This window comes from Bradyrhizobium sp. LLZ17, from assembly GCF_041200145.1.
Taxonomy (GTDB): domain Bacteria; phylum Pseudomonadota; class Alphaproteobacteria; order Rhizobiales; family Xanthobacteraceae; genus Bradyrhizobium.
In genome coordinates this window covers 4,300,470-4,324,031 of sequence record NZ_CP165734.1, presented here as the reverse complement: position 1 = coordinate 4,324,031, position 23,562 = coordinate 4,300,470, and the positions used below count along the sequence as shown (strand labels likewise).

Here is a 23,562-nt window from a genome sequence, read left to right as displayed (position 1 = left end):
TTCAGGCGGAGTAAAGCCCCTTGTCGCGCGCCTTCTGGATCGCGAGCGCGGCGATCAGGTCCAGCGTCGGCGTCGAGAGGCAGGCAGTGCGCGCGAAGGCGGCGGGCGCCTTCACCAGCACGTCGATCTCCATGGCGCGGCCGAGCTCGTAGTCCTGCAGCAGCGATGGCTTGTGGTTGGGGGCGGGGCCGCTGCGGGTGACGCGCTTGACCTCGGGAATGAAGTGCTGCGCGATGTCGTTGGCCTCGTTCAGCATGCGCGGAATCACTTCGGTAAAGGCGGGGTCGTCGCGCACGCCGCGCGCGGTCTGGCCGGTGAGCAGGCACAGCACCGACAACGACATGTTGGTCAGCAGCTTTGACCAGATCGCCTCGCGGATATCGGCAACTGGCGGCGAGTCCAGCCGTGCGTCGTTCAACATGTTGCGGAGCTTCGTAATCCGCTCGCAATTGCGGTCGTCGCATTCGCCGATCAGCACGCGGTTCCGATCGGGCGTGAGGTTTTGCACCACGCCCGGCGCGATCACCTCGTTGGACGAGAACACCACGCCACCGACGATCCGTTCTTTCGGGATGCAGGCGCGCAGCCGTCCGCCCGGATCGAGGAAGGAGATGTCGGGCGGGGTCGGGTGCCGCGGCGGCAGTCCGATCCCGTACCACCAGGGAATGCCGTTCTGGGCGAACACGATCGCGGTATCGTCCTGGAGCAGCGGCTTGAGGCTGGCGACCAGCCCCTGGAGCGCAGTCGCTTTCAGCGTGCTGATCACCACGTCCTGCGGTCCGAGCAGGGCCGGATCGCCGGTGGCATTCACCTTGGCGCCTACCTCGGAATCGCCGACGCGCAGCTTCAGGCCGTTCGCGCGCACCGCTTCGAGATGCGCGCCCCGCATCACGCACGAGACCTCATGGCCGGCACGGGCCAGCCTCACCGCGATATGGCTCCCGACGGCGCCTGCGCCGAAAATGCAGATGCGCATGATGTGATGTCCCCGTCCTGATCCCTTGACTGCCGCCCGGCGCCAGCATGGCACAAGCCGCCATGCGATGGACGCGGCAGCCCTACGACGGAAAGATATGGATCGGGGTGCGTGGCCTCGGCCATAGTGCGCGGCAAACAACATGACCGGAGATCCCGATGACCGCCAACCCCGTCCTGTGGACATCAGATGCCCGTGGCGTCGCGACCGTCACGCTCAACCGTCCGGAGGTGAACAACGCCTATGACGGCGCGTTGATCGCGGGCGTGCTCGCGGCCATGGACGAACTCGGCAAACAGCCCAACCTCCGCGTCGTCGTGCTCCGAGGCAACGGCAAGCACTTTCAGGCCGGCGCCGATCTCAAATGGATCAACGGCGTGCGGCCGCAATCGCCTGACGCGAACGAAGCCGCGTCCCGCGCGACGTTCGAGGCCGTGCAGCGGCTCAACACCTTGCCGGTCCCGACCGTGGCGCTGGTGCAAGGTGGCTGCTTCGGCGGCGGCACCGGCGTGATCGCGGCCTGCGATGTCGTGATCGCGGCCGACAACGCCCTGTTCTCGATCACGGAAGTGCGCTGGGGCCTGACGGCTGCAATCATCATCCCGCAACTCTGCGATGCCATTGGTGTGCGGCAGGTCCGCCGGTACGCACTCACCGGCGAACGCTTCGGCGCCGAGGACGCCCGCCGCATCGGCCTCGTGCATGAGGTCGTGCCGCTGGCCGACCTCGACGCCGCCGGCGCCAAGGTGGTCGAGCAGCTGCTCGCCAACGGGCCGGAGGCGATGGCCGAGACCAAGCGGCTCGCGCTGGAAAGCTCGTTCGGCGGAATGGCTGTGGATGATGCGGCTTACAGGCGGCTCGTGCAGCTGCATTCGCTGAAGCGCCAGAGCAGGGAGGCGGCGGAAGGGTTGGCCTCGTTCGCCGAGAAGCGGGCGGCGAATTGGGGTGGCGGCAAAGGCTGAGCGAGCCGCTCAGCAGCCGCGGCTTATGACAGGCGCGTAGCCCGGATGGAGCGAAGCGCAGTCCGGGGCCGGCATCCCCGCATTCCGCCGCGCTCCATGCGGGCTACGGTTACCGCACGCTCGGCGCCCTCTACAGCGACGGCGCAAGAGACGTTTTCAGCAAGGTCAGCAACGCCTGCACCGCGGCTGCATTGCGCCGCCGCTCGGGGATCGCGGCCTTGACCCACAATTCCGGAATCGGAAAATCGCGCAGCACCGGCTTCAGTGTCCCCTCGCGTAAGGCGTCGGCGACGAGATAATGCGAGATCAGGGCGATGCCGTTGCCCGCGATCGCGCTGCGCGCCAGCACATGGCCCTCGTTGGAGGATAGTAGCGGGCTGACCTGGATGCTGATGCGGCCGCGCGGGCCGTCAAAGATCCACTCCGGTCCCGTCGGCAGAAAGCTGAGGCAGCGATGCTCGACGAGGTCGCGCGGATGCTTTGGCGTGCCGTGCTTCTTCAGATAGGCGGGCGAGGCACAGAGCAGCCGCTTCAGCGCACAGAGCGGCTCGTCCACGACGCCGCCGAAGGAATGCGGAAAGGCGCCGATGGCGATGTCGAATCCCTCCGTCACCGGATCGACCGGACGATCGATCAGCACGATCTCCAGCTTGAGCCGCGGGTTCTGCGTCTGGAATGCGCTAAAGGCATCCGCAAGCCGCGCCACTGTCAGCGAGGTCGGCGCCTTGATGCGGAGGTGATCGACCAGATCGTGGCCCTTCTCGCCCATCCGCGACAGCAAATCGGTGGCGTCGGTGACGACGCCGCGCGCGCGATGGACGTAGCGCTGGCCGGCGTCGGTGAGCCGCAATTGCCGGGTCGAGCGATGAAACAACGGCGTGCCGATCCGCGCCTCCAATTGCGTGACCCGCTTGGCCACAACCGAGGTCGAGACGTTGAGCTTTCGCGCCGCGGCGGAGAAGCCGGCCGCGTCGGCTGTGGCGAGGAAGGCCTGAAGGTTCACCAGGATATCCATCCCGACCTTTCGCGATTCGAGAAAGCTGATCGCCCATTTTGATGGATTGTAGCTTGCTCAGCGTTAATTCATAGTCGGACCCAAGCAAGAGATTTCAGGGACAGGACGCGCCATGCGGGCCACGACCATCGAAGAACCAGCGCGCCAGGTGCCGCTCTACGGCGAATACGAGGTCGTTGTCCTCGGCGGCGGCCCGGCCGGCATCGTGGCGGCGGCGTCCGCCGCGCGCGCGGGGCGGCGGACGCTGCTGATCGAGCGTTACGGCTTTCTCGGTGGCATGGGCACCGCTGCCGGCGTCACCAATTTCTGCGGTCTGCACGGCAACGTCCATGGCGAGCACCACCGGCTGGTACAGGGCATGGCATCCGAGCTGTTGGCGCGGATCGACCGCCTGAACGGGCTGAACGCGCCGCATCTGATCCTCGGCAAGGTCTTTGCCCAGGCCTATGACACCGCCGCCTACAAGATCGCGGCCGACGAACTGCTCGGCAGCCACAAGGTGCACATCCTGTTCCATGCGCTCGGCGCCGGCGTGGTGATGGGCGACGACCGCCGCATCGACGCGCTGATGGTGGAGACCAAGGCCGGCCGGCAGGCGGTACGCGCGGAGATATTCATCGACTGTTCCGGCGACGGCGATCTCGCGGTCTGGGCCGGCGCGCCGTTCGAGCTTGGCGACGAACACGGCCATCCCCTGTACCCGTCAATGATGCTCCGCCTCAACGGCATCGATCCGCAGCGGGCGGGCGAGGCCTGGCGCACCATCCCGCAATTGATGGAAAAGGCCAGTGCCGCCGGCACCCACAAATTCCCGCGCAAAAGCGCGATCGTACGGCCGCAGAAGTCCGGCATCGAATGGCGGGTGAATTTTACCCAAATCGCGCGCGAGGACGGCCACGCCATCAACGGCATCGAGCCGGACGATCTCACCCGCGGCGAGATCGAAGGCCGCAAGCAGGCGCTGGCCGCGTTCGAATTCCTGCGGACCGTGCCGGGGTTTGAGAAGTCCTACATCGTCGACCTGCCGCCGCAGCTCGGTATCCGCGAGACCCGGCGCGTCACGGGTGGCTATCAGCTCAGCGGCGAGGACGTGCTCGGCTGCGCTTCGTTCGAGGATTCCATCGGTGTCAATGGCTGGCCGATCGAGGCCCATGTTCCCGGCGATGTCGTGTTCACTTTTCCGCCAATTCCCGAATCGCGCGGCTATAACGAGCTGCCCTACCGCATGCTGGTGCCCGACGCGGTCGATAATCTGCTGGTCGCCGGACGCTGCGCCTCGATGACCCATGAGGGCCAATCGGCGGCACGGGTGTCCGGTGCCTGCTTCGTGATGGGGGAGGCAGCCGGTTCCGCAGCGGCGCTGGCACTCTCAGGTAATCGCATTCCACGCGAAATCCCGGTTGAAAAGTTGCAGGAAACGTTGAAACAACAGGGCGCCTTCATCGGGCGGGACCAGCCCGTCCCCGAGGGACTGTGACGGCCTGCAAGAGAAAAAAGAGAGGAAACGAGATGATCGGGATTGCGCGGCTCGCGGTTGCCGGCCTGGTGGCGATCATGGCGATGGGGACGGCCCGGGCCGAGGACGCGCTCAAGGCCAAAATCGGCGTGCTCCGCCTGTCGTCATCCGCGCCGGTGTTCATCGCGCAGGACAAGGGCTATTTTCGCGAGGCCGGCCTCGACGTCGAGCTGAAGTTCTTCGATGCCGCGCAGCCGATCGCGGTCGCCACCACCTCGGGCGACGTCGATTTCGGCGTCACCGCGTTCACGGCCGGCCTCTACAATCTCGCCGGCAAGGGCGTGTTGAAGGTGATCGGCGGCATGAGCCGCGAGAGGGCCGGCTATCCCCTGATCGGTTATTTCGCCAGCAACAATGCCTACGCAGCCGGATTGAGGACGCCGAAGGACCTTGCGGGCAAGCGCGTGGCGGTGACGCAGGTTGGCTCCTCGTTCCACTATTCGCTGGGCCTGTTGGCGGACAAATACGGATTCAAGCTGTCGGATGTGAAGATCGTCCCGCTGCAATCGCTGTCGAATGCGGCCGCGGCGCTCAAGGGCGAGACCGTCGATGCGGCGCTGCTGCCGATTTCGACCGCGCGAAAGCTGATGGACGATGGCGGCGCGAAGTTTCTGGGTTGGGTCGGCGACGAGACGCCCTGGCAATTGGGCGCGGTGTTCGCTTCGCCGAAGACGCTCGCCAACAAGGTTCTGGTGACGAAGCTGCTCGGCGTGTTGGCGAAAGCCGACCGCGAATATCACGACGTCATCCTTGCCGCGATGAAGAACGGCACAGCCCCGATCAACGACAAGACAAAGCCGCTGCTGGAGATCATCGCCAAGTACACCAATTTGCCGGTCGAGCAGGTGGTCGGCAACTGCGCCTATATCGATCCGGACGGCAAGCTCGACGTCAAGAACGTCGACAACCAGATCAAATGGCTCCAGGAGCAGGGCTTTGCCGACAAGGGCTTTGATGCGAATACGATCATCGCCAAGGAATTTGTGAAGGCGGATTGATGCCACGTTCTTCGAACTATCCCCGTCACCCCGAGGTGCCTGTCTTGCGGCTTGCCGCAAGGCAGGCCTCGAAGGGCGCACGGCCCACGTGCAGCTCGGCCGTCAGCGTCGTCCCGGCGAAGGCCGGGACCCATAACCGCCGAATTGAATTTGGCGAAGACAGGCAATGACTATTTTGCGCCACAACTGCCACTCGGCGTATGGGTCCCGGCCTTCGCCGGGACGACACTGAGGCCATGAGATGGACCTGATCGCCAACCATATCACCCATCGCTTCGGCGATCTCGCCGTGCTCGACGATGTCTCGTTCACGGTCAGCGCCGGCGAGGTGGTGGCGATTGTCGGTCCCTCCGGCTGCGGCAAGAGCACGCTGCTGTCGATCCTCGGCGGGCTGTTGCAGCCGACGTCGGGCGCGCCCGAGCTGCGCGGATCGCCGCCGGCGGGCAGCCTCAATCCGCTCACCTTCGTGTTCCAGGATTTCGCGCTACTGCCCTGGGCCAATGTCGAGGAGAACGTCGAATTCCCGCTGCTGCACACGCAGCTCTCGGCCATCCAGCGCCGGGCGCTGGTCGATGACGCGCTGCGCCGCACAGGCCTGACCGACTTCCGCAAAACCTATCCGAAGCAGCTCTCCGGCGGCATGCGCCAGCGGGTCGGCATCTCGCGCGCGCTTGCGGTCAAGCCTGCGATACTGCTGATGGACGAGCCGCTGTCGGCACTGGATTCGCAGACCCGCGAGCTGCTGATGGAGGATTTTGTCCGTTTGCTCGCGGACGGCGGCATGGGCGCGGTCTATGTCACCCACAATCTCGAAGAGGCGGCGCGGCTCGCCGATCGCATCGTGGTGCTGTCGCGCCGGCCGGGCCGCATTCGCGAGGTCGTGACCGTGCCGATGACGCGCACCGAGCGCGGCGAAATCGCCGCGCGTGAAAAGCTGCTCGCGCTCCAGAACCAGATCTGGTCGCTGATCCGCACCGAGGCGATCGATGCCGAGCGCGAGGTGCAGCATGCTTGATCGCGCACCGGCAGCGACATCATCGACAAAGGACGAGACGACCCGCCGCGTTCGCTTTCGCGGCGCCGGCTTCGTGCCCGCGAGCAGCCGGTTTGGCGGCTGGATCGCGCTCGCATTGGTCATTGCGATCTGGCAGGCGGCCGGCAGCGCCGGCGTCGTCAATCCGCTGTTCCTGCCGGCGCCAGTGGCAATTGCGCGCGCGATCTACCAGCTCGCGATCTCGGGCGCGCTATGGCAGCACCTTTCCGCTTCATTGCTGCGCATCGGCGTCGGCTGGCTGCTGGGGACGACGGCCGGAATTGCGGTCGGCTTCGCCATCGGCCTGTCGCGGCTCGCGCGCAGCGTCGGCATCACTTTCATCTCGGCGCTGTTCCCGATCCCGAAGATCGCGCTGCTACCGCTGTTGATCCTGTGGCTCGGCATCGGCGAAGAGCCCAAAATCGCGACCATCGCGTTAGGGGTGTTTTTCTCGACGGCGATCTCGGTCTATAGCGGCGTCGACGGGGTGCCGCGCAACCTCATCCGCATGGCGCAGAGCTTCAACGTGCCGTTCGCCACCATCGTGCGCAAGGTGATCTGGCCGGGCGCCTTGCCCGCGATCCTCGCCGGTTTCCGTATCACCGCCTCGGTGGCGCTGTTGCTCGTCGTCAGCGCCGAGATGATCGGCGCCCAATACGGCATCGGCGCGTTCGTCTTGCAGGCGGGCAATCTGATGCAGACGGATCAGCTGCTCGCGGGCGTGGTGATCCTGTCGGTGTTCGGGTTGGCGGTGGGCAGGGTGATCAATTGGCTGGAGACGCGGCTGTTGCACTGGCGGTAAGGCGTACTCCCGTCATTGCGAGCGAAGCGAAGCAATCCAGAAATCTTTCCGTGGTGGGATTCTGGATTGCCTCGTCGCAAGTGCTCCTCGCAATGACGGTGTGGCTGGCATCCAGCCTTACGCGTTGCCGCGATCCTCGCGGAACAGGTCGAGCTTCTGCTGCACGGGCCGGTCCGAAAAGCTGAACAGCACGGCATCCATGTCGGCCTCGTGCGTCACCCATTGCCAGCTCGGCACCACGAAAAGATCGCGCGGGCCCCATTCGAACACGGCATCCCCAATCCGGCTACGGCCGTGGCCTTCGATCGGACAGAACACCGTCGCATCGGTCGAGCGGTAACGCGCGGTCTTGAAACCCTTCGGCAGCAGCTGGATGAAGGTGCCGATGGTCGGCATCGCGAAATCGCCGGTCTCGGGATTGCTGAACTTCAGCTTCAGCCCGTGGCACGCGTCCCACTCCTGGCTCGCGCGCGCCTTCTCCAACGCCTCGCGGGTGTAGGCATAGGGATAGCTGAAGATCGGCGAGGTCTTCGACGATCGTTTTATGTCGACCGGCAAAAGGTTATGGCCATAGCGCGCAAAGCTGTCGCCGGCCGGTCTTGTGATCTTCTGCTGGTCGTCCTTGGCGCCTTCCGCAAACGAGCAGTCGAAGAACTGCACCATGGGAATGTCGAGACCGTCGAGCCAGAACATCGGCTGGTCGGTCTCGTTGGAATGATCGTGCCAGGTCATCGACGGCGTGATGATGAAGTCGCCGGGCTCCATCGCGGTGCGCTCGCCGTCGACAGCCGTATGGGCGCCCTTGCCTTCGAGCACGAAGCGCAGCGCCGACTGACTGTGCCGGTGTGCCGGTGCGACGTCGCCGGGAACCACCATCTGCACGCCGGCATAGAGCGAGGTCGTGATCTTGGACTGGCCGCGCAGGCCGGGGTTTTCCAGCACGAGCACGCGCCGCTCGGCTTCCTTGGCCGTGATCAGCTTGCCGGCCTCCGTCATGTAGTCGCGGACGACGTCGAATTTCCAGAGGTGCGGCCGGCAGGCGCTCCTGGGCTCCGGCGTGATCAAATCGCCCATCACCGTCCACAGCGCGGTGAGGTTCTCGCCGTCGATCTTCTTGTAGAACGCCTCGCGTTCCGGCGTCCTGGTCACGGCTTCCATGGTGCGGCTCCCGTTCGTTTTGTTAATTGACAGTATACTGACAGTCTAGGTAGCGTCAACTTGTTGAACAACAGTCCGGGTCGTCATTCCGGGGCGCGCGAAGCGCGAACCCGGAATCTCGAGATTCTCAGGTGCGCAATTGCGCACCATAGTTCGATGCTAACGCATCGCCCGGGAATGACAGATAGAGGGAGGGTTCTGATGAAGCTGCACGGCTATTTCCGCTCCAGCGCCGCCTACCGGGTGCGGATCGCGCTGAACCTGAAGGGCCTCGGTGCGGAGCATCTGCCGCATCATCTGCGCAAGGGCGAGCAATGCGCCCCCAGCTATCTCGCCATCAACCCGCAGGGGCTGGTGCCGGCGCTGGAGGACGATGCGGGCGCAGTGCTGACCCAGTCGGTGGCGATCATCGAATGGCTCGACGAAACCCACCCCAATCCGCCGCTGCTGCCGAAAGATCCGCTCAAGCGCGCCAAGGTGCGGGCGTTCGCGCTCGCCATTGCCTGCGATACGCACCCCGTGCAGAACCTGAAGGTGCTGGCACGCCTGCGTGAACTCGGGCTTGCCGAGGAGAAAGTCCAGGAATGGGCGGCCTGGGTCAATCGCGAGGGACTGTCTGCGTGTGAGACGCTGATCAGGAACGAGCCCGGCCCGTTCTGCTTCGGCGATGCGCCGACACTTGCCGATCTCTGCCTGGTGCCGCAGCTCGCCAATGCGCGCCGTTTCGGCGTCGATGTCTCCGCCTATCCGCGCCTGCTCAAGGCGGAAGCCGCCGCAAAGGCGCTGGCCGCCTTCGCCAACGCAGCCCCGGAGAAGCAGCCCGATGCCGAGTAAGCCCGCGGCTGCGATCACGATCGACGCGGTCTATGCCGCGCCGGGCTATCTGTTCCGGCGCATGCAGCAGATCGCGGTCTCGATCTTCATGGAGGAATGCAAGGCGTTCGACCTGACGCCGGTGCAATACGCGGCGCTGATCGCGATCCACACCCATCCCGGCATCGACGCGACGCGGTTGTCGGCGGTGATCGCTTTCGACCGCTCCACGCTCGGCAGCGTGATCGAGCGGCTGCAGGCCAAGAACTATATCGAGCGCAGGCCTGCGCCCGAGGACAAGAGGATCAAGCTGCTCTATCTGACCAAGCCGGGCGCGGCGGTCCTGCGCGAGATCATCCCTGCCGTCGAACGCGCGCAGGCGCGCATGCTGGAGCCGCTCAAGCCCACTGAGCGCAAGGCGCTGATGGGACTGCTGGTGCAGCTCGTCGATCTCAACAACGAGGCGTCACGGGTGCCGCTGCGCACCGAGGACGCGCTGGAGCATCTGGGGAAAACGGGGTGAGGGGGCGTGCGTCAATACCGTCGTCGTCCCGGCGAAGGCCGGGACCCATAACCACTACTCCTGGTTTGGCGAAGACAGGTAAACACCATTCCGTGCCACACTGCTGCCTCGGCGTATGGGTCCCGGCCTTCGCCGGGACGACACTGAATGTGCGGCCGGCCGTCTCCTCACATCCGCAGCAAAGCCTGCCGATCAATCTTCCCCGTACCCGTCTTCGGCAGGTCGTCGATGAAGATCACCTCGCGCGGATATTTGTAGGGCAGCAATTTGCCTTTCACATAATCCTGGAGCCGCCGCGTCGCCTCGCTCTGGTCGACGGTCCTGCTGTTCATCACCACCACCGCCTTCAGCGTCATGCGCCGGTCGGGCAGCTCGGCGGCAAACACGGCGCATTCGCGGATGTCGGGGTGGTCGGCCAGACACAACTCGACCTCGAGCGGATAGACCCACTGGCCGGAGATCTTGATGAGATCGTCGGCGCGGCCGCGGAAGAAGTGGAAGCCGTCGCTGTCGCGGACGAAGCGGTCGCCGGTGTAGATCCAGCCGCCGTCGCGGATCGTTTCCGCCGATTTGTCCGGCCGGTTCCAGTACAGCGGCGTGTTGGAATCGCCGCGCACCCACAAGATGCCTTCCTCGTCGTCGCCGACGTCGCGGCCGTCCTTGTCCCTCAGTGCGATCTCGTAGCCGGGCACGCGCAGGCCGGCGGCGCCGAGCTTCTTCCGTTCGGGGCGGTTGGAGAGATAGATGTGCAGCACTTCGGTCGAGCCGAGGCCCTCGACGATTTCGAGTCCGGTGAGCGCCTTCCAGCCGTTGGACACCTCGGCCGAGAGCACTTCAGCCGCGGACAGCGACATGCGGAGCGACGAGAAGTCGGTCTTGGCCGCACTGTCAGCCTTGGTCAGCGACGTATAAAGCGTCGGCAGTCCGAAGAAGACGGTCGGCTTGTACTGCTCGATCGCGGCAAATATCGAGGCCGGCTTCGGCTGTCCCGGCAACAGCAGCGTTGCAGCGCCAGCCGAGAACGGGAAGGTGACGGAGTTGCCGAAACCATAGGCGAAGAAGATCTTCGGCACGGAGAAGCAGATGTCATCCGGCATCAGCTTCAACACGTTCTGCGCAAACGCCGCCTCGCTATAGGCCATGTCGTGCTGGAGATGCACGATGCCCTTCGGCCGGCCGGTCGAGCCGGAGGAGTACATCCAGAACGCCATGTCGTTGCGATGGGTATCGGCTTCCGCGAGCGCGGTTGGAAACTGTGGAAGCCAGTCTGCCGCGCCGATCGCGTTCGGCGCGGCGTGCTCGCCCACCTCGCCGTTGACGACGATCAGCGTGCGCAGGCCCGTGTCATTGCAGGCCTCGGCGTTGAAGCGCGCGCAGAACTCGGACTCGGCCACCGCGACGTTCGCGCCGGAATCGGCGAGATAGAATTGCAGCAGATCCGGCGGGGTCAGCGTGTTGATCAGCAGCGGAACGAAGCCCGCGCGGACCGCGCCGAAGAACGCCGCCGGATAGGCCGGGGTGTCATCGAGAAACAGCAGCACGCGGTCACCGCGCTTCAAACCCAGTGAAGCAAGGCCGTTGCCCCAGCGGCAAGCGTCGGTACAGAGCTCCGCATAGCTGCGCGTGCCTGCGGGGCCGATGAGCGCGAGCTTGTCGCCATGTCCTTTGGCGAGATTGTCGAAGAGCACGCGGCTTGCATTGTAGGCTTGCGGAACGGCGAAGCCGATCTCGCGGGCGCCCGGGCCGTCCGCGGGCACCTGGTCGCGAATCTCGCTGCTCATGCCTCGTCCTCGCCGTTCTTCGCGGCCTCATAGCGCGCCATGAAGGCCGGCGACATGGCCCGCAGCCGGGCATCGTCGATGCGGCCCGAGCGGGTGATGTAGCTATAGGCAAAGTCGATCAGGCCGAGCTGCATGTGCTGGGCGAAGTGCTCGTACCAGAAGGCGCTGGTCCGCGCGGCGTTGACGAGCTTCTGCACCACTGGCTTTCGCGCGGCCTGGTAGCGATGCAGCGCGGTCGTCAGATGCGCATCCGATTCCAGCGCCTTGACCAGCGCGATGGCGTCCTCGATCGCGAGCCGCGTGCCCGAGCCGATCGAGAAATGCGCCGAGTGCAGGGCATCTCCGATCAGCACCATGTTCTTGAACGACCAGTGCTCGTTCCAGACCCACGGGAAGTTGCGCCACACCGACTTGTTCGAGACCAGGCAGTGACCGCCGAGCGTGTCGGCAAACACCTCCTCGCAGACGCCCTTGGACTGCTCGACGTCCTTGTAGGCGAAGCCATAGGCCTGCCAGGTCGCGTGGTCGCATTCGACCAGGAAGGTGCTCATGTTCGGCGAATAGCGATAGTGGTGGGCGTTGAAGGCGCCGCGATCGGTCTTCACGAAAGTCTGCGACAGCGTGTCGAAGCGCTTCGACGTGCCGTACCAGACGAATTTGTTGGAGGAGTAGGACAGCGAGGTGCCGAAATCGCCCTCATAGGCGCGGCGTACCAGCGAATTCAGGCCGTCGGCGGCGACGATCAGGTCATGGCCGTTGAGCTGGTCGATCGCGTGAATTGGCGTGTCGAAGCGCGACGTGACGCCGGCATCGAGCGCGCGCTGCTGCAAGAACTTCAACAGCTCGAGCCGGCCGATCGAGGAGAAGCCGACGCCGTCGATAGCGACGTTGTCGCCGTCCAGGCTCAGCGTGATGTTCTGCCAGCTCTCCATGTGCGGCGCGATCGCATCGACGGTCTCGGGGTCGTCGGCGCGCAGGAATTCCAGGGCCTGCTCGGAGAACACCACGCCAAAGCCCCAGGTCGCGTCGGCCGGGTTCTGTTCGAACAGGTCGACTTGATCCTCGGGGTGACGCTTCTTCCAGAGATAGGCGAAGTAGAGCCCGCCGGGCCCCCCGCCGATCACGGCGATCCGCAAAATCTGCCTCCCTAATTGACAGTATACTTACTATCTAGGGGTAGACTAATGTGCTCCGGCGTCCCGCGCCAGCGGAATTATCGGCAAGGCATGGCGCGCCGAGGCTCGCTCCCGGACCCCCGCTTAGGGTGTGCCCGAAACCGTCACGCGCGAAGCATAGCCAAATCGCGCCGGCTTGACCACCAGCGCGATCGCGCGACGTCTTATCGCGCCGCGAACGGCGCCAGAACGTCCTTGCATCCGGGCGACAGCGACGCGGCATTGCTCGCAATGCATTGCACGATGCGACCGCCACCGGGAGCCACGCCGCCGCACAGCGCGCGAATGTCGCCGCCACAGGCGGACCGGACGATGAACAGCTCCTCCCGAGGCCGCAACGGCCGCAGCACGATCGCGGCAGGGGCTGCGGCCGGCGTTGCCGCCGCAGCCGGTGCAGCGCCCGCAGGCGCCGCGGCTGCAGCACCACCACCGGAGGCGGCGCTCACGGCTGTTGCGCAGGCCGCCGACACCTTCGCCTTGTTCTTCTCCAGGCATTCGAGCGCGGGCGCGCCGCCCGGCGGCACACCGGCGCAGACCTTTGGATAATCGGAGCGACAGGCGCTCTTGATGGCGGAGACTTGCGCGCCGCTTGGCGGCTTGGGCGTGGCGGCTTTCGCAGCCGCCGCGGCGGCCGGCTTCGCAGTCGGCGCGGCCTCGGTTTTTGCCGGTTCAGACTTTGCGGGTTCAGACTTGGGAGGCTCAGACTTGGCTGCTTCGGATTTGGCCGGCTCAGATTTGGCCGGCGCAGCTTCGGTCTTCGGCGCGGCGGCCGGCTCGACCGCGCGAACCGCGGTCTGGCATCCCGATGACAGGCTGGACATGTTCTTGTGGAGGCATTGATACGCCTCCACACCACCGGGCGTCACGCTCGAGCAGTGCGCGATGAAGTCCGAGCGGCATGCGGAGCGGATGGCGCTCTTCTGAGCCTCGGTCGGCGCTTGCGCGAACGCGCTTGTTGCAGTTGCGAAGAGTGTTGCAGCGAGCAACATTTTGCGCGTCGAAACATGTTTCAACGTGTTGAACATCTGGGTGAATTCCTGCCCTGTCGGTCACGCCGACGATTTTTGAAAAGTGATGCAATCGCAATGAGCGCGAGCAGTGCCTCGCGCGCGATATCTTTGGGCGCCTTGGCCTCTACCGCAAGTAGATAATGCCGACGCAATTGCGACGTAACTACGTCCTCAGAGCTTGACCATGCGCTTGCCGCGGTTTTCGCCGGCAAGCAATCCGATCAGCGCCTTCGGCGTGTTCTCCAGTCCATCGATGATGTCTTCCTGCACTTTCAGCTTGCCGGATTTGACCCAGGCCTGGAGATCGGCCAGCGCGCGCTGGCTTTCCTTCATGTAGTCCATCACGATGAAGCCCTGCATGACGAGACGCTTCACCACGATCAGCCCGGGCACGCCGCGCGGGCCATGCGCCGACGGCGCGCCGTCATATTGCGAGATCGCGCCGCAGCAGGCGATGCGGCCGTAATTGTTCATCTGCGGCAGGCACGCTTCCAGAATCTCGCCGCCGACATTGTCGAAATAGACGTCGATGCCTTTTGGCGCGGCCGCGCGCAGCGCCTTGAAGGTCGCACCGTCCTTGTAGTCGACGGCGGCGTCGAAGCCGAGCTCGGACGTCAGCCAGTTGCACTTGTCCGCGCCGCCGGCGATGCCGATCACGCGACATCCTTTGATCTTGGCGATCTGTCCGACGATAGAGCCGACCGAGCCTGCCGCCGCCGAAACCACCACGGTCTCACCTTCCTCGGGCTTGCCGATCTCCAGAAGGCCGAAATAGGCGGTGAGGCCGGCGATGCCGAAGACGCTGAGCAGATGCGTCATTGGCTCGAGCTTCGGCATTTTTGTGAGATGCTTTGCCGGCACGGCGGCATACTCCTGCCAGCCGGTGTCGCCGAACACGATGTCGCCGGGCGCGAGCCCCGGCGCCTTCGAGCTGACGACTTCGGCAATGGCGCCGCCGGCCATCACGCTGTTGGCTTCGACGGCTGAACGATAAGTCGCACCGTGCATCCAGGCGCGATTGGCGGCATCGAGCGAGATGTAGCGAACGCGCAACAAGGCCTCGCCGTCCTTCGGCTCAGGCCGTGCGCCTTCGACCATCTTGAAGTGCTCGGGACCGAGCTTGCCGCTGGGCTTTTCCACCAGAAGAATTTGGCGATTGGCGCTGACGGTCATGGCGTTGCCTCCCTGAATGTGACGATTATTGATGCAGCCGCAGCCAAGAAAAAGATGCAAGCCGCATTCGTTGTGCGCTGCATGAAGGCTAGATCGGTGCGGCCAGTTTCACAACGGGAACATCCGGACAACGCGACCACACGCCAAGCGTGTTGCGTCGTCTTGATATCTGCGACATCATGAACCACCGGTGTAGTGGGGGTCGCTAATGTCGAACAGGTTTACGCAATACATTTTGGCGGCGATGGTGCTCGGCATCATCATGGGCTCGGCGATCTATAACTTCCTGCCGGATACGCGAGGCGATTGGGCTTCGTCCATCAATCTGGTCGCCGTGATCTTCCTGCGCCTGATCAAGATGATCATCGCGCCGCTGGTATTCGCGACCCTGGTCGGCGGCATCGCCCATATGGGCTCGGGCTCCAAGCTCGGCCGCATCTTCGCCAAGACCATGGGCTGGTTCGTCAGCGCCTCTTTCGTTTCGCTGATGCTGGGCCTGATCATGGTCAATCTGCTCCAGCCCGGCGCCAACTTCCCCGGCACGTTGCCGGACAAGGCGCAGTCGACCGGCCTGCCGGTCTCCGCCTTCTCCATCGAGAAGTTCCTGACGCATCTGATCCCGACCTCGATCGCGGATGCGATGGCGCAGAACGAGATCCTCCAGATCGTAATCTTCGCCGTGTTCTTTTCGGTGGCGATGGGCTCGATGCCGGAACGCTCCAAGCCGATCCTGGCGCTGATCGACGATCTCGGCCACATCATGCTCAAGGTGACGAGCTATGTGATGCTGTTCGCGCCGCTCGCGGTCTGGGCCGCCATCACCGCCACCGTCGCCAAGAACGGCCTGCTGGTGCTCTGGAAGCTGATCGTGTTCATGGGCGGGTTCTATCTCTCGCTGTTCCTGCTCTGGGGCATCCTGGTCATCGTCGGCTTCATCGTGATCGGGCCGCGCTACAGCCATCTGCTGAAGCTGATCCGCGAGCCGCTGATGATCGCGTTCTCCACCGCGAGCTCGGAAGCGGCCTATCCGAAGACGCTGGAGGGCCTCAACCGCTTCGGCGCTTCGTCGCGAATCTCGAGCTTCGTGCTGCCGCTCGGTTATTCCTTCAACCTCGACGGCACGATGATGTACTGCACCTTTGCCAGCATCTTCATCGCGCAGAGCTATCACATCGACATGCCGCTCGGGACGCAGCTTGCGATGCTGGCGACGTTGATGATCACGTCCAAAGGCGTCGCCGGCGTGCCGCGCGCCTCGCTGGTCGTGATCGCCTCGACGCTGTCGCAGTTCAACATCCCCGAAGCCGGCCTGTTGATGATCATGGGCATCGACACCTTCCTCGACATGGGCCGCAGCGCCACCAACGTAATCGGCAACACGCTCGCGACCTCCGTGGTCGCGAAATGGGAAGGCGAGCTCGGGCCCGAACATGCGATGGGGCCGAGCGACGTCGTGCCGGGCGATATGGTGCCCGGCGAAGTGCCCGCGATGGCCGGCCATTGATGGGGAATGCGTGATGCGCCCTTTAAAGCCGAGTTGGGGCAAGCCGAGTTGGGTTAAGCCGGTTTGGGGCGGCCTGTTGCTGGCGGCGAGCCTGCTGGCCACCGGCGCGTCGGCCCAGACCGGCGGCAGCGACGGGCTTAGCCCGACGCTGCTTGCCATCAAGAACGCGCACACCGTGCGGCTCGGCTATCGTGAGGCTCGCCGCCGTTCTCCTTCCTCGATCAAGCCAGCCGCCCGATCGGCTATAGCCTCGAGCTCTGCGAGGCCATCGTCGAGGAGATCGGCGCCGAAGTCGACGATCCCAATCTCAAGATCGACTATGTCAAGGTCACCTCGGACGACCGCATCGACGCGGTGCTCCAGAACAAGATCGATCTCGAATGCGGCTCGACCACGGCCAATGCCGAGCGCGGCAAGCGCGTCGCGTTCTCGCCGCTGATGTTCGTCGCCGGCACCAAGCTGATGGTGCCGAAGGCCTCGAGCATCCAGGCGCTGGCCGACCTGAAGGGCAAGACCATCGTGGTGACCAAGGGCACCACCAACGAGCAGGCGATCCAGGCCGCCGACAAGAAGTCGTCGCTGGGGCTGAACATCGTCGTCGGCGCCGACCACGAGCAGTCGTTCCAGATGGTCGTGGACGGCAAGGCGGATGCGTTCGCGACCGATGACATCCTGCTGTCGAGCCTGATCGTGCGCCACAAGGCGCAGGACAAGTTCCGCGTGACGGGCGACTATCTGTCCTACGATCCCTACGGCATCATGTTCCGCAAGGGCGAACCGCAATTGACAGCCGTGGTCGAGCGAACCTTCCGCAAGCTCGGCTCCAACCACGATTTGGTGCCGCTCTACAACAAATGGTTCACCGCGCGCCTTCCCACCGGAGAGCGGCTGAACGTGCCGATCTCGCTGCAACTGGAAGAAGCCTTCAAGGCAATGGACGATTCGGCGAGCGCGAATAATTAGAACGTCTTGACTGCGACGTTCGCGCCCCAAGCTCGCTGCACCCTCGCCCCTTGTGGGAGAGGGTGGCTTCGCGATAGCGAAGCCGGGTGAGGGGTTCTCTCCACGCGGGACCCTCTTGCAGTTGAACTCGCGGAAATAACCCCTCATCCGGCGCTTCGCGCCACCTTCTCCCACAAGCGGAGAAGGGACAGCAGCGAGTGCCTGGCGCTCAGCTCAGGTCCCAAACACCCGATCCAGCGCCGCATCATACGTCGCCTGGACCAGTTCCGGATACAGCTTCCCCAGCGCCTCCATTATCACGCCGGAGTTGATTTCCAGCACCCGCCAGTCGCCGTCAACGCGAACCACATCGATCGACGAAAAGGTGATGCCGATGGCGTTGGCAGCATCGACCGCGATCTTGACGCAGGCGGCGCGAACCTCGCCGTCCTGCAGCAGCACCGGCTTGGCGCCGGCATCGAGATTGTGCCGCCAATCCGCGCCACGCTGCTTGCTGTAGACGACGAGCGGCACATCATCGAGCAGCACCACGCGGACCTCGTCCTCGATCGCGACATAGGGCGAGATCACGAGCCCTGCGCTCATCGAAAACACCTCGCCGACCGCGTGGTCGAGCTCCGCCTCGCTCGTCACCCGGAACACGGATCGCCCCGACGTCCCCTCGTTCGGCTTGACCACCACGCCTTGCGGATTGTCGTGAAGCAGCCCAAGCATGGCCTCTCGCCAGGAATCATCGACAACCTTCCTGCCCAGCTTCGGGTTGAGGAAGAGCTGATGCGGAACGCAGGGCACGCACTCCAGCGACAGCGCCTCGGCGGTCGCCGATTTGTCGTTGGCAAGGCGGTGCGCGATCGCGCTGTTGAGGCCGATGTCGTAGCCGAAGGCAAAGCGACGCTCCTCGCCGCGGCGCATCGCGATCAGCCAGCCGCCGGCGCGGATATCGACCGCGATGCCATGGTCCGCGCAATAGCGCCTGATGGCCTGGACGAAGATCCGCTCATTGCTCGCCATATGCTTCCATCATTCCGTCGCCAAAAGCCGCAAAAAATGCGGGAAACGGCGCCAAACAGGGGTGAAAGTCAGCGCTATTCTTAATGAAATTCTCGCGAGCGCGACGGAAATTAAGTGCTGCGATCGAGCCCCGCAGGGAAAAGAAATTGCCCTGCGCGCGCGGCTGGTAGCAGATTCATGAATAATGCGTCCAATTCCACCGCAATGCCGGTTTGATCGGCATCAATTGCATCCGAAACGAGGTTGATTATTGGCTTCAATGGCGTAGATCACAGCCAAGAAATCCTCCGTCAGGAAATCCTCCGCGAGGAATCCGCCGCAATGGCAAGTGGTGTTCGCCTCGCTTCAGGGGCAGGGCAACGCTTTGTTCAAAACCGCAACTATTCGGAATATCGAAAATCATGAGCGCGTTTTACCGAGAGAAGGTTCTGTCCGTCCAGCACTGGACCGACACTTTGTTCAGCTTCCGCGCCACCCGCGATTCCGGCTTCCGTTTCCAGAACGGCCAGTTCGCGATGATCGGCCTCGAGGTCGAGGGCCGGCCGCTGCTGCGCGCCTACAGCATGGCGAGCGCCAATCACGAGGAAGAGCTCGAGTTCTTCTCGATCAAGGTTCAGGACGGTCCGCTCACCTCGCGCCTGCAGAAGATCAAGGAAGGCGACACCATCCTGGTTGGCCGCAAGGCGACCGGCACGCTCATCACCGACAACCTCATTCCCGGCAAGCGGCTGATGCTGCTCTCGACCGGCACCGGCCTCGCCCCCTTCGCGAGCCTGATCAAGGACCCGGACGTGTACGAGCAGTTTGAATCCATCGTGCTGGTCCATGGCTGCCGTCAGGTCTCCGAGCTCGCCTATGGCGAGAAGCTGGTCGCGTCCTTGCGCGAGGACGAGCTGTTCGGCGAGCTGCTCGCGGACAAGCTGGTTTATTACCCGACCGTGACCCGCGAGCCGTTCAAGAACCGGGGCCGCATCACCGACCTCATCAGCTCCGAGCAGATCTTCAACGACATCGGCCAGGGTCCGCTCGACATCGAAACCGACCGCGTCATGATGTGCGGCAGCCCGGGGATGCTCGAAGAGCTGAAGGTGATGTTCGAGGGCCGCGATTTCATCGAGGGCTCCGGCAACAGGCCCGGCCATTTCGTGATCGAGAAGGCGTTCGTCGAGCGGTAAGGACCGCGCCTTCTCGTCCTCAGACCGTCTGCCCCAGGGCGGCCGGCGTCCGGACAAGCGCGCCACAAGCGCGCCGATCCGGGACGCATAACCACAGGCCGTGGTTATGCGAAGGTTGGTAACCACCAGCCTCGTCCCGCAACTCCTTCCTGTGCTTATGGATCCCGGGTCTGCGCTGGCGCTTGCCCGGGACGACGGCTGAGATTGCAGCCACCACCTTCCGTATCCCCGCCCTCTGCTGCACTGCAAAATCCGCCCATCGGGCTGATTGATTTGGTTCGGCTGAATTCGCTAGCCTGAAACATACGCCGCGTCATATCCGTATGACAGGCGCGGGCCTATCGTGCCGCCCCATGCTGGCGAGAGGATGTGATCGTGGCCGACGACAACAAAACGCAAGAATCGCCCAAAGCCCAATCGCCCAAACGCCTGGCGCTGGCGGAAGAGGGGGTCATGGAAACCCTGCTGCTTCCATTCTCGCCGCGCTTCATCATCCTGACCATCTGCGCGGTCGTCACCGCGCTCCTGATCGGCATCGGCATCGCCGATCGCAAGATATTCGACGTCCTGCTGATCCCGATCGTGATCTTCGGCGCCCTGACGGCTCTGGGCGTCCGCGATCTCATGCAGAAGGGCCACGCGGTCCTGCGCAATTACCCGATCTCGGCGCACATCCGCTTCCTGCTCGAAGAAATTCGCCCGGAGATGCGGCAGTATTTCTTCGAGAGCGAGAAGGACGGCATGCCGTTCTCGCGCGACATTCGCGCGGTGGTCTACCAGCGTGCCAAGATGCAGCTCGACAAGCGGCCGTTCGGCACGCAGGAGGATGTCTACCGCGAGGGTTATGAGTGGATGCATCACTCGGTGTCGCCGCAGGCGCATGCCGAGGAGAAGTTTCGGGTCACCATCGGCGGACCGGACTGCGCAAAGCCCTATTCCGCCTCGGTGTTCAACATTTCCGCCATGAGCTTTGGCGCGCTCAGCCCGAATGCCGTGCGTGCGCTCAACGCCGGCGCCAAAATGGGCGGCTTCGCGCACGATACCGGCGAGGGCGGCTTTAGCCCCTACCACGCGGAGATGGGCGGCGACATCATCTGGGAGATCGGCTCCGGCTATTTCGGCTGCCGCCATCTCGACGGCACGTTCGATCCGGAGGCATTCGCACGCGTCGCCAGCACGGACCAGATCAAGATGGTCGAGCTCAAGATCAGCCAGGGCGCCAAGCCCGGCCATGGCGGCGTGCTGCCGGCGGCGAAGGTCTCGGAGGAGATCTCGAAGATCCGCGGCGTTGCGATGGGCGAGGACTGCATCTCGCCGGCCTCGCATCGCGCCTTCTCCACGCCGGTCGGGATGATGCAGTTCATCGCGGAGATGCGCAGGCTGTCCGGCGGCAAGCCGACCGGGTTCAAGCTTTGCATCGGCCACCCCTGGGAGTTCCTGGCGATCTGCAAGGCGATGCTGCAGACCGGCATCTATCCGGATTTCATCGTGGTCGACGGCAATGAGGGCGGCACCGGCGCCGCGCCTTTGGAGTTCATGGATCATCTGGGCATGCCGATGCGCGAGGGCGTCAATTTCGTCCACAATGCGCTGATCGGCATCAATGCGCGCGACCGCATCAAGCTCGGCGCCTCCGGCAAGATCGCCACCGCCTTCGACATGGCCCGCGCCATGGCGATCGGCGCCGACTGGTGCAATTCGGCGCGCGGCTTCATGTTCTCGCTCGGCTGCATCCAGTCGCTGAGCTGCCACACCGACCGCTGCCCGACCGGTGTCGCGACGCAGGACCCGACGCGCGCGCGCGCTCTATGTGCCGCTCAAGATCGATCGCGTGCACAATTATCATCTCGCCACGCTGCACTCGTTGACCGAGCTGATTGCCGCGGCCGGTCTGCAACATCCGCAGCAGCTGCGCCCGATCCACTTCAGCCAGCGGACATCGACGACTCAGGTGAAATCCTTTGCACAGCTCTATCCGTCGCTGCGCCCGGGCGAACTGCTCGAAGGCACGGAAGACCCGCGCTTCCGCGACGCCTGGCGGATGGCGCAGGTGGATACGTTCCAGCCGGCGCCGTGAAAGCCCGGCTATGCGTTGGGATCACGCCGGTTGGCCCCGCGTAAATTCTTTGCGAGCAGGGCTGGTGCTAAACGTTTGATTCAACTTTGGGTGTAGGCTTGGCCCATGAACGAACGACGCGACAAATCCAGGCACCGCGTGCTGAAGGCCGGAACGATCGAGTTCGGCGGCGGCGCGATCGATTGCACGGTCCGCAATTTCTCGGAGACCGGCGCAGCACTCGACGTCACCAGCCCGCTCGGCATCCCCGAGCACTTCACCCTGGTCATTCAGGCCGACGCAGTGCATTTGGCGTGCACCGTGGTCTGGCGCAAGGAAAAGCGGATTGGGGTGAGGTTTGGGTGAGGCTGTTTTCCCTCTCCCCTTGCTTGTGGGAGAGGGTGGCTCGCCGCGTAGCGGCGAGACGGGTGAGGGGTTGTCTCGGCGACTCCAACCATCAATTGATTGAGCGGATAGAGACCCCTCATCCGGCGCTTCGCGCCACCTTCTCCCACAAGGGGAGAAGGGAAGAGTTTCAACGCCCGCCAACTCACGCCGCCTCCGCCTCGCTGCGCCGGCTTGCCAGATCTTGTCGATCCTCCGGCCGTCGAGATCGACCACTTCGATATGCCAGCTGCCGAAATCGAAGGCGTCGCCGACATTGGGCAGCGCGTTGAATTGTTGCAGCGCCAGGCCGGCCACGGTGTGATAGCGGTGCGGCGGCAGTTCGATGCCGAGCAGATCGCCGAATTCGTCGACCGGCATCCAGCCTGAGACCAGCAGCGAGTCGTCCGCGCGTCTGACGTAAGCCGGCTCCGGCGGCCCTTCCTCGGAATGGAAGGCGCCGACGATCGATTCCAAAATATCGGCTGCCGTGACCACGCCTTCGAAGGCGCCGTACTCGTCGTAAACGAACCCGACATGGACCGGCGCAGCCCTCAGGATCGCGAGCACATCGCGCGCATCCGCCGAGGCGGGAATGCTCGGCGCTTCGCGGACCAGCGGCCGCAGGTCGGGCGTGCGGTCGTTCATATAGGCGACCAGCAGGTCCTTGGCTTGGAGCACGCCGAGCGGCTGGTCGCGGTCGCCGTCTGAAGCGGGAAAGCGCGAATGCGGGCTCTCCGCGATGATCTTGCGAATGGTCTCCGGATCATCGTTGAGGTCGATCTCGTCCACCTCGGTGCGCGGGGTCATCAGGGCGCCGACCGGCCGGTCGCCGAGCCGCATCACGCCGGCGATCATCTCCTTCTCGCCGGGCTCGAGCACGCCGGCGTTCTCGGCCTCGCTGACGAGATGATGGATCTCGTCTTCCGAGACCTTTTCCTCAGCCTTGCCGCCGCTGCCGAGCAGCGCGAGGATCAGCTTGCCTGAAATATCAAGAAGGAAAACGAGCGGCAGCGAGATCGTTGCGAGCCAGTCCAGCGCGGGCGCGACCTTGACCGCGATGCTTTCGGGATCGCGCAGCGCCACCTGCTTTGGCACCAGCTCGCCGACGATCAGGGTCGCATAGGTGATCAGCGTGACCACGATGCCGACGCCGACGATGTCGGCGATGCCTACCGACAGCCCGAGCTCGAGCAGCCATTGCGTCAACCGCTGCCCGAGCGTCGCGCCCGAGAACGCGCCCGAGGTACACCCACCAGCGTGATCCCGATCTGCACCGTCGAGAGGAATTTGCCGGGATCGGCCGCAAGACGCAGCGCCCGCTCGGCGCCGCGCACGCCCTTGGCGGCGAGCATCGAGAGCCGGGCCGGACGCGACGACACCACGGCCAGCTCGGACATGGACAGGAGGCCGTTGATGACGATCAGGACGACGACGACGACGAGTTCGACCGAGAGCATTGATGTTCCGAGGTAAGTGGGTGTGGCGCTGGTGACGCGACCAAGCGTTGATATAGGTATTTGGAGCGCAATTG

Annotated in this window: 19 protein-coding genes and 3 pseudogenes; 13 read left to right on the top strand and 9 right to left on the bottom strand. The window is 64.3% G+C overall.

Annotation, left to right across the window (positions count from 1 at the left end; translation table 11 throughout):
• Nucleotide 1: 1 nt before the first annotated feature.
• Nucleotides 2-976: a ketopantoate reductase family protein gene (locus AB8Z38_RS20835; RefSeq protein ID WP_369719719.1), complete on the bottom strand. Its 975-nt coding sequence runs from the start codon at nt 974-976 to the stop codon at nt 2-4.
• A 158-nt stretch (nt 977-1,134) separates the two neighbouring features.
• Here AB8Z38_RS20835 and AB8Z38_RS20830 point away from each other — a divergent pair, with 158 nt between their 5' ends.
• Nucleotides 1,135-1,938 carry an enoyl-CoA hydratase-related protein gene (locus AB8Z38_RS20830; protein ID WP_369719718.1) on the top strand — a complete coding sequence of 268 codons (804 nt, stop codon included), beginning with the start codon at nt 1,135-1,137 and terminating at the stop codon, nt 1,936-1,938.
• A gap of 130 nt (nt 1,939-2,068) precedes the next feature.
• Here the strand turns inward: AB8Z38_RS20830 and AB8Z38_RS20825 are convergent, their stop codons facing one another.
• The gene (locus AB8Z38_RS20825; protein WP_369719717.1) at nt 2,069-2,953 is read right to left on the bottom strand and encodes a LysR family transcriptional regulator; all 885 of its coding nucleotides are present in this window, start codon (nt 2,951-2,953) and stop codon (nt 2,069-2,071) included.
• Between the two features lie 112 nt (nt 2,954-3,065).
• Here AB8Z38_RS20825 and AB8Z38_RS20820 point away from each other — a divergent pair, with 112 nt between their 5' ends.
• The 4 genes from AB8Z38_RS20820 to AB8Z38_RS20805 all read left to right on the top strand — a co-directional run bounded on the left by AB8Z38_RS20820 (nt 3,066) and on the right by AB8Z38_RS20805 (nt 7,302).
• Nucleotides 3,066-4,430: an FAD-dependent oxidoreductase gene (locus AB8Z38_RS20820; protein WP_369719716.1), complete on the top strand. Its 1,365-nt coding sequence runs from the start codon at nt 3,066-3,068 to the stop codon at nt 4,428-4,430.
• A 32-nt stretch (nt 4,431-4,462) separates the two neighbouring features.
• Complete coding sequence (locus AB8Z38_RS20815) at nt 4,463-5,467, top strand: ABC transporter substrate-binding protein (RefSeq protein ID WP_369719715.1); 1,005 nt, start codon at nt 4,463-4,465, stop codon at nt 5,465-5,467.
• Between the two features lie 241 nt (nt 5,468-5,708).
• Entirely contained in the window at nt 5,709-6,482 is a 774-nt protein-coding gene (locus AB8Z38_RS20810; RefSeq protein WP_369719714.1) for an ABC transporter ATP-binding protein, read from the top strand.
• Nucleotides 6,475-7,302 carry an ABC transporter permease gene (locus AB8Z38_RS20805; protein WP_369719713.1) on the top strand — a complete coding sequence of 276 codons (828 nt, stop codon included), beginning with the start codon at nt 6,475-6,477 and terminating at the stop codon, nt 7,300-7,302. Before AB8Z38_RS20810 ends, AB8Z38_RS20805 begins: the two co-directional genes overlap by 8 nt.
• A 117-nt stretch (nt 7,303-7,419) precedes the next feature.
• On the opposite strand, the gene gtdA is transcribed toward AB8Z38_RS20805, so the two are convergent.
• On the bottom strand, nt 7,420-8,460 hold the full coding sequence (gene gtdA / locus AB8Z38_RS20800) for a gentisate 1,2-dioxygenase (RefSeq protein WP_369719712.1): 1,041 nt from the start codon (nt 8,458-8,460) through the stop codon (nt 7,420-7,422).
• 201 nt (nt 8,461-8,661) lie between these two features.
• Between gtdA and maiA the strand changes: the two genes are divergently transcribed.
• Both maiA and AB8Z38_RS20790 read left to right on the top strand, forming a co-directional pair.
• Nucleotides 8,662-9,294, top strand: coding sequence for a maleylacetoacetate isomerase (maiA, locus tag AB8Z38_RS20795; RefSeq protein ID WP_369719711.1), 633 nt, complete (start codon nt 8,662-8,664; stop codon nt 9,292-9,294).
• Complete coding sequence (locus AB8Z38_RS20790; protein WP_369719710.1) at nt 9,284-9,796, top strand: MarR family winged helix-turn-helix transcriptional regulator; 513 nt, start codon at nt 9,284-9,286, stop codon at nt 9,794-9,796. Before maiA ends, AB8Z38_RS20790 begins: the two co-directional genes overlap by 11 nt.
• 167 nt (nt 9,797-9,963) lie before the next feature.
• Here the strand turns inward: AB8Z38_RS20790 and AB8Z38_RS20785 are convergent, their stop codons facing one another.
• From AB8Z38_RS20785 to AB8Z38_RS20775, 3 genes are all read right to left on the bottom strand, one after another.
• Nucleotides 9,964-11,577: a benzoate-CoA ligase family protein gene (locus AB8Z38_RS20785; RefSeq protein ID WP_369719709.1), complete on the bottom strand. Its 1,614-nt coding sequence runs from the start codon at nt 11,575-11,577 to the stop codon at nt 9,964-9,966.
• On the bottom strand, nt 11,574-12,713 hold the full coding sequence (locus AB8Z38_RS20780; protein ID WP_369719708.1) for an FAD-dependent monooxygenase: 1,140 nt from the start codon (nt 12,711-12,713) through the stop codon (nt 11,574-11,576). Before AB8Z38_RS20780 ends, AB8Z38_RS20785 begins: the two co-directional genes overlap by 4 nt.
• A gap of 203 nt (nt 12,714-12,916) precedes the next feature.
• Entirely contained in the window at nt 12,917-13,276 is a 360-nt protein-coding gene (locus AB8Z38_RS20775; RefSeq protein ID WP_369719707.1) for a hypothetical protein, read from the bottom strand.
• A gap of 43 nt (nt 13,277-13,319) precedes the next feature.
• Between AB8Z38_RS20775 and AB8Z38_RS20770 the strand changes: the two genes are divergently transcribed.
• Nucleotides 13,320-13,592 (top strand): pentapeptide repeat-containing protein, encoded by a 273-nt coding sequence (locus AB8Z38_RS20770; protein WP_369719706.1) that lies wholly within the window; start codon nt 13,320-13,322, stop codon nt 13,590-13,592.
• Between the two features lie 341 nt (nt 13,593-13,933).
• On the opposite strand, the gene AB8Z38_RS20765 is transcribed toward AB8Z38_RS20770, so the two are convergent.
• Entirely contained in the window at nt 13,934-14,935 is a 1,002-nt protein-coding gene (locus AB8Z38_RS20765; RefSeq protein WP_369719705.1) for an NADP-dependent oxidoreductase, read from the bottom strand.
• 208 nt (nt 14,936-15,143) lie between these two features.
• Between AB8Z38_RS20765 and AB8Z38_RS20760 the strand changes: the two genes are divergently transcribed.
• Nucleotides 15,144-16,439: a dicarboxylate/amino acid:cation symporter gene (locus AB8Z38_RS20760; RefSeq protein ID WP_369719704.1), complete on the top strand. Its 1,296-nt coding sequence runs from the start codon at nt 15,144-15,146 to the stop codon at nt 16,437-16,439.
• A 13-nt stretch (nt 16,440-16,452) separates the two neighbouring features.
• Nucleotides 16,453-17,402: pseudogene (locus tag AB8Z38_RS20755) on the top strand (amino acid ABC transporter substrate-binding protein).
• Nucleotides 17,403-17,615: 213 nt separating this feature from the next.
• Here AB8Z38_RS20755 and AB8Z38_RS20750 read toward each other — a convergent pair.
• Nucleotides 17,616-18,413 (bottom strand): RimK family alpha-L-glutamate ligase, encoded by a 798-nt coding sequence (locus tag AB8Z38_RS20750; protein WP_369719703.1) that lies wholly within the window; start codon nt 18,411-18,413, stop codon nt 17,616-17,618.
• Nucleotides 18,414-18,814: 401 nt separating this feature from the next.
• On the opposite strand from AB8Z38_RS20750, the gene AB8Z38_RS20745 reads away from it, so the two are divergent.
• The 3 genes and pseudogenes from AB8Z38_RS20745 (at nt 18,815) to AB8Z38_RS20735 (ending at nt 22,010) form a co-directional block, all read left to right on the top strand.
• Nucleotides 18,815-19,588: a ferredoxin--NADP reductase gene (locus AB8Z38_RS20745; protein ID WP_369719702.1), complete on the top strand. Its 774-nt coding sequence runs from the start codon at nt 18,815-18,817 to the stop codon at nt 19,586-19,588.
• Between the two features lie 453 nt (nt 19,589-20,041).
• A pseudogene (locus tag AB8Z38_RS20740) lies at nt 20,042-21,665 on the top strand (FMN-binding glutamate synthase family protein).
• A gap of 105 nt (nt 21,666-21,770) precedes the next feature.
• Nucleotides 21,771-22,010: a PilZ domain-containing protein gene (locus AB8Z38_RS20735; RefSeq protein ID WP_369719701.1), complete on the top strand. Its 240-nt coding sequence runs from the start codon at nt 21,771-21,773 to the stop codon at nt 22,008-22,010.
• 184 nt (nt 22,011-22,194) lie between these two features.
• Here AB8Z38_RS20735 and AB8Z38_RS20730 read toward each other — a convergent pair.
• A pseudogene (locus tag AB8Z38_RS20730) lies at nt 22,195-23,488 on the bottom strand (hemolysin family protein).
• Nucleotides 23,489-23,562: the final 74 nt, after the last annotated feature.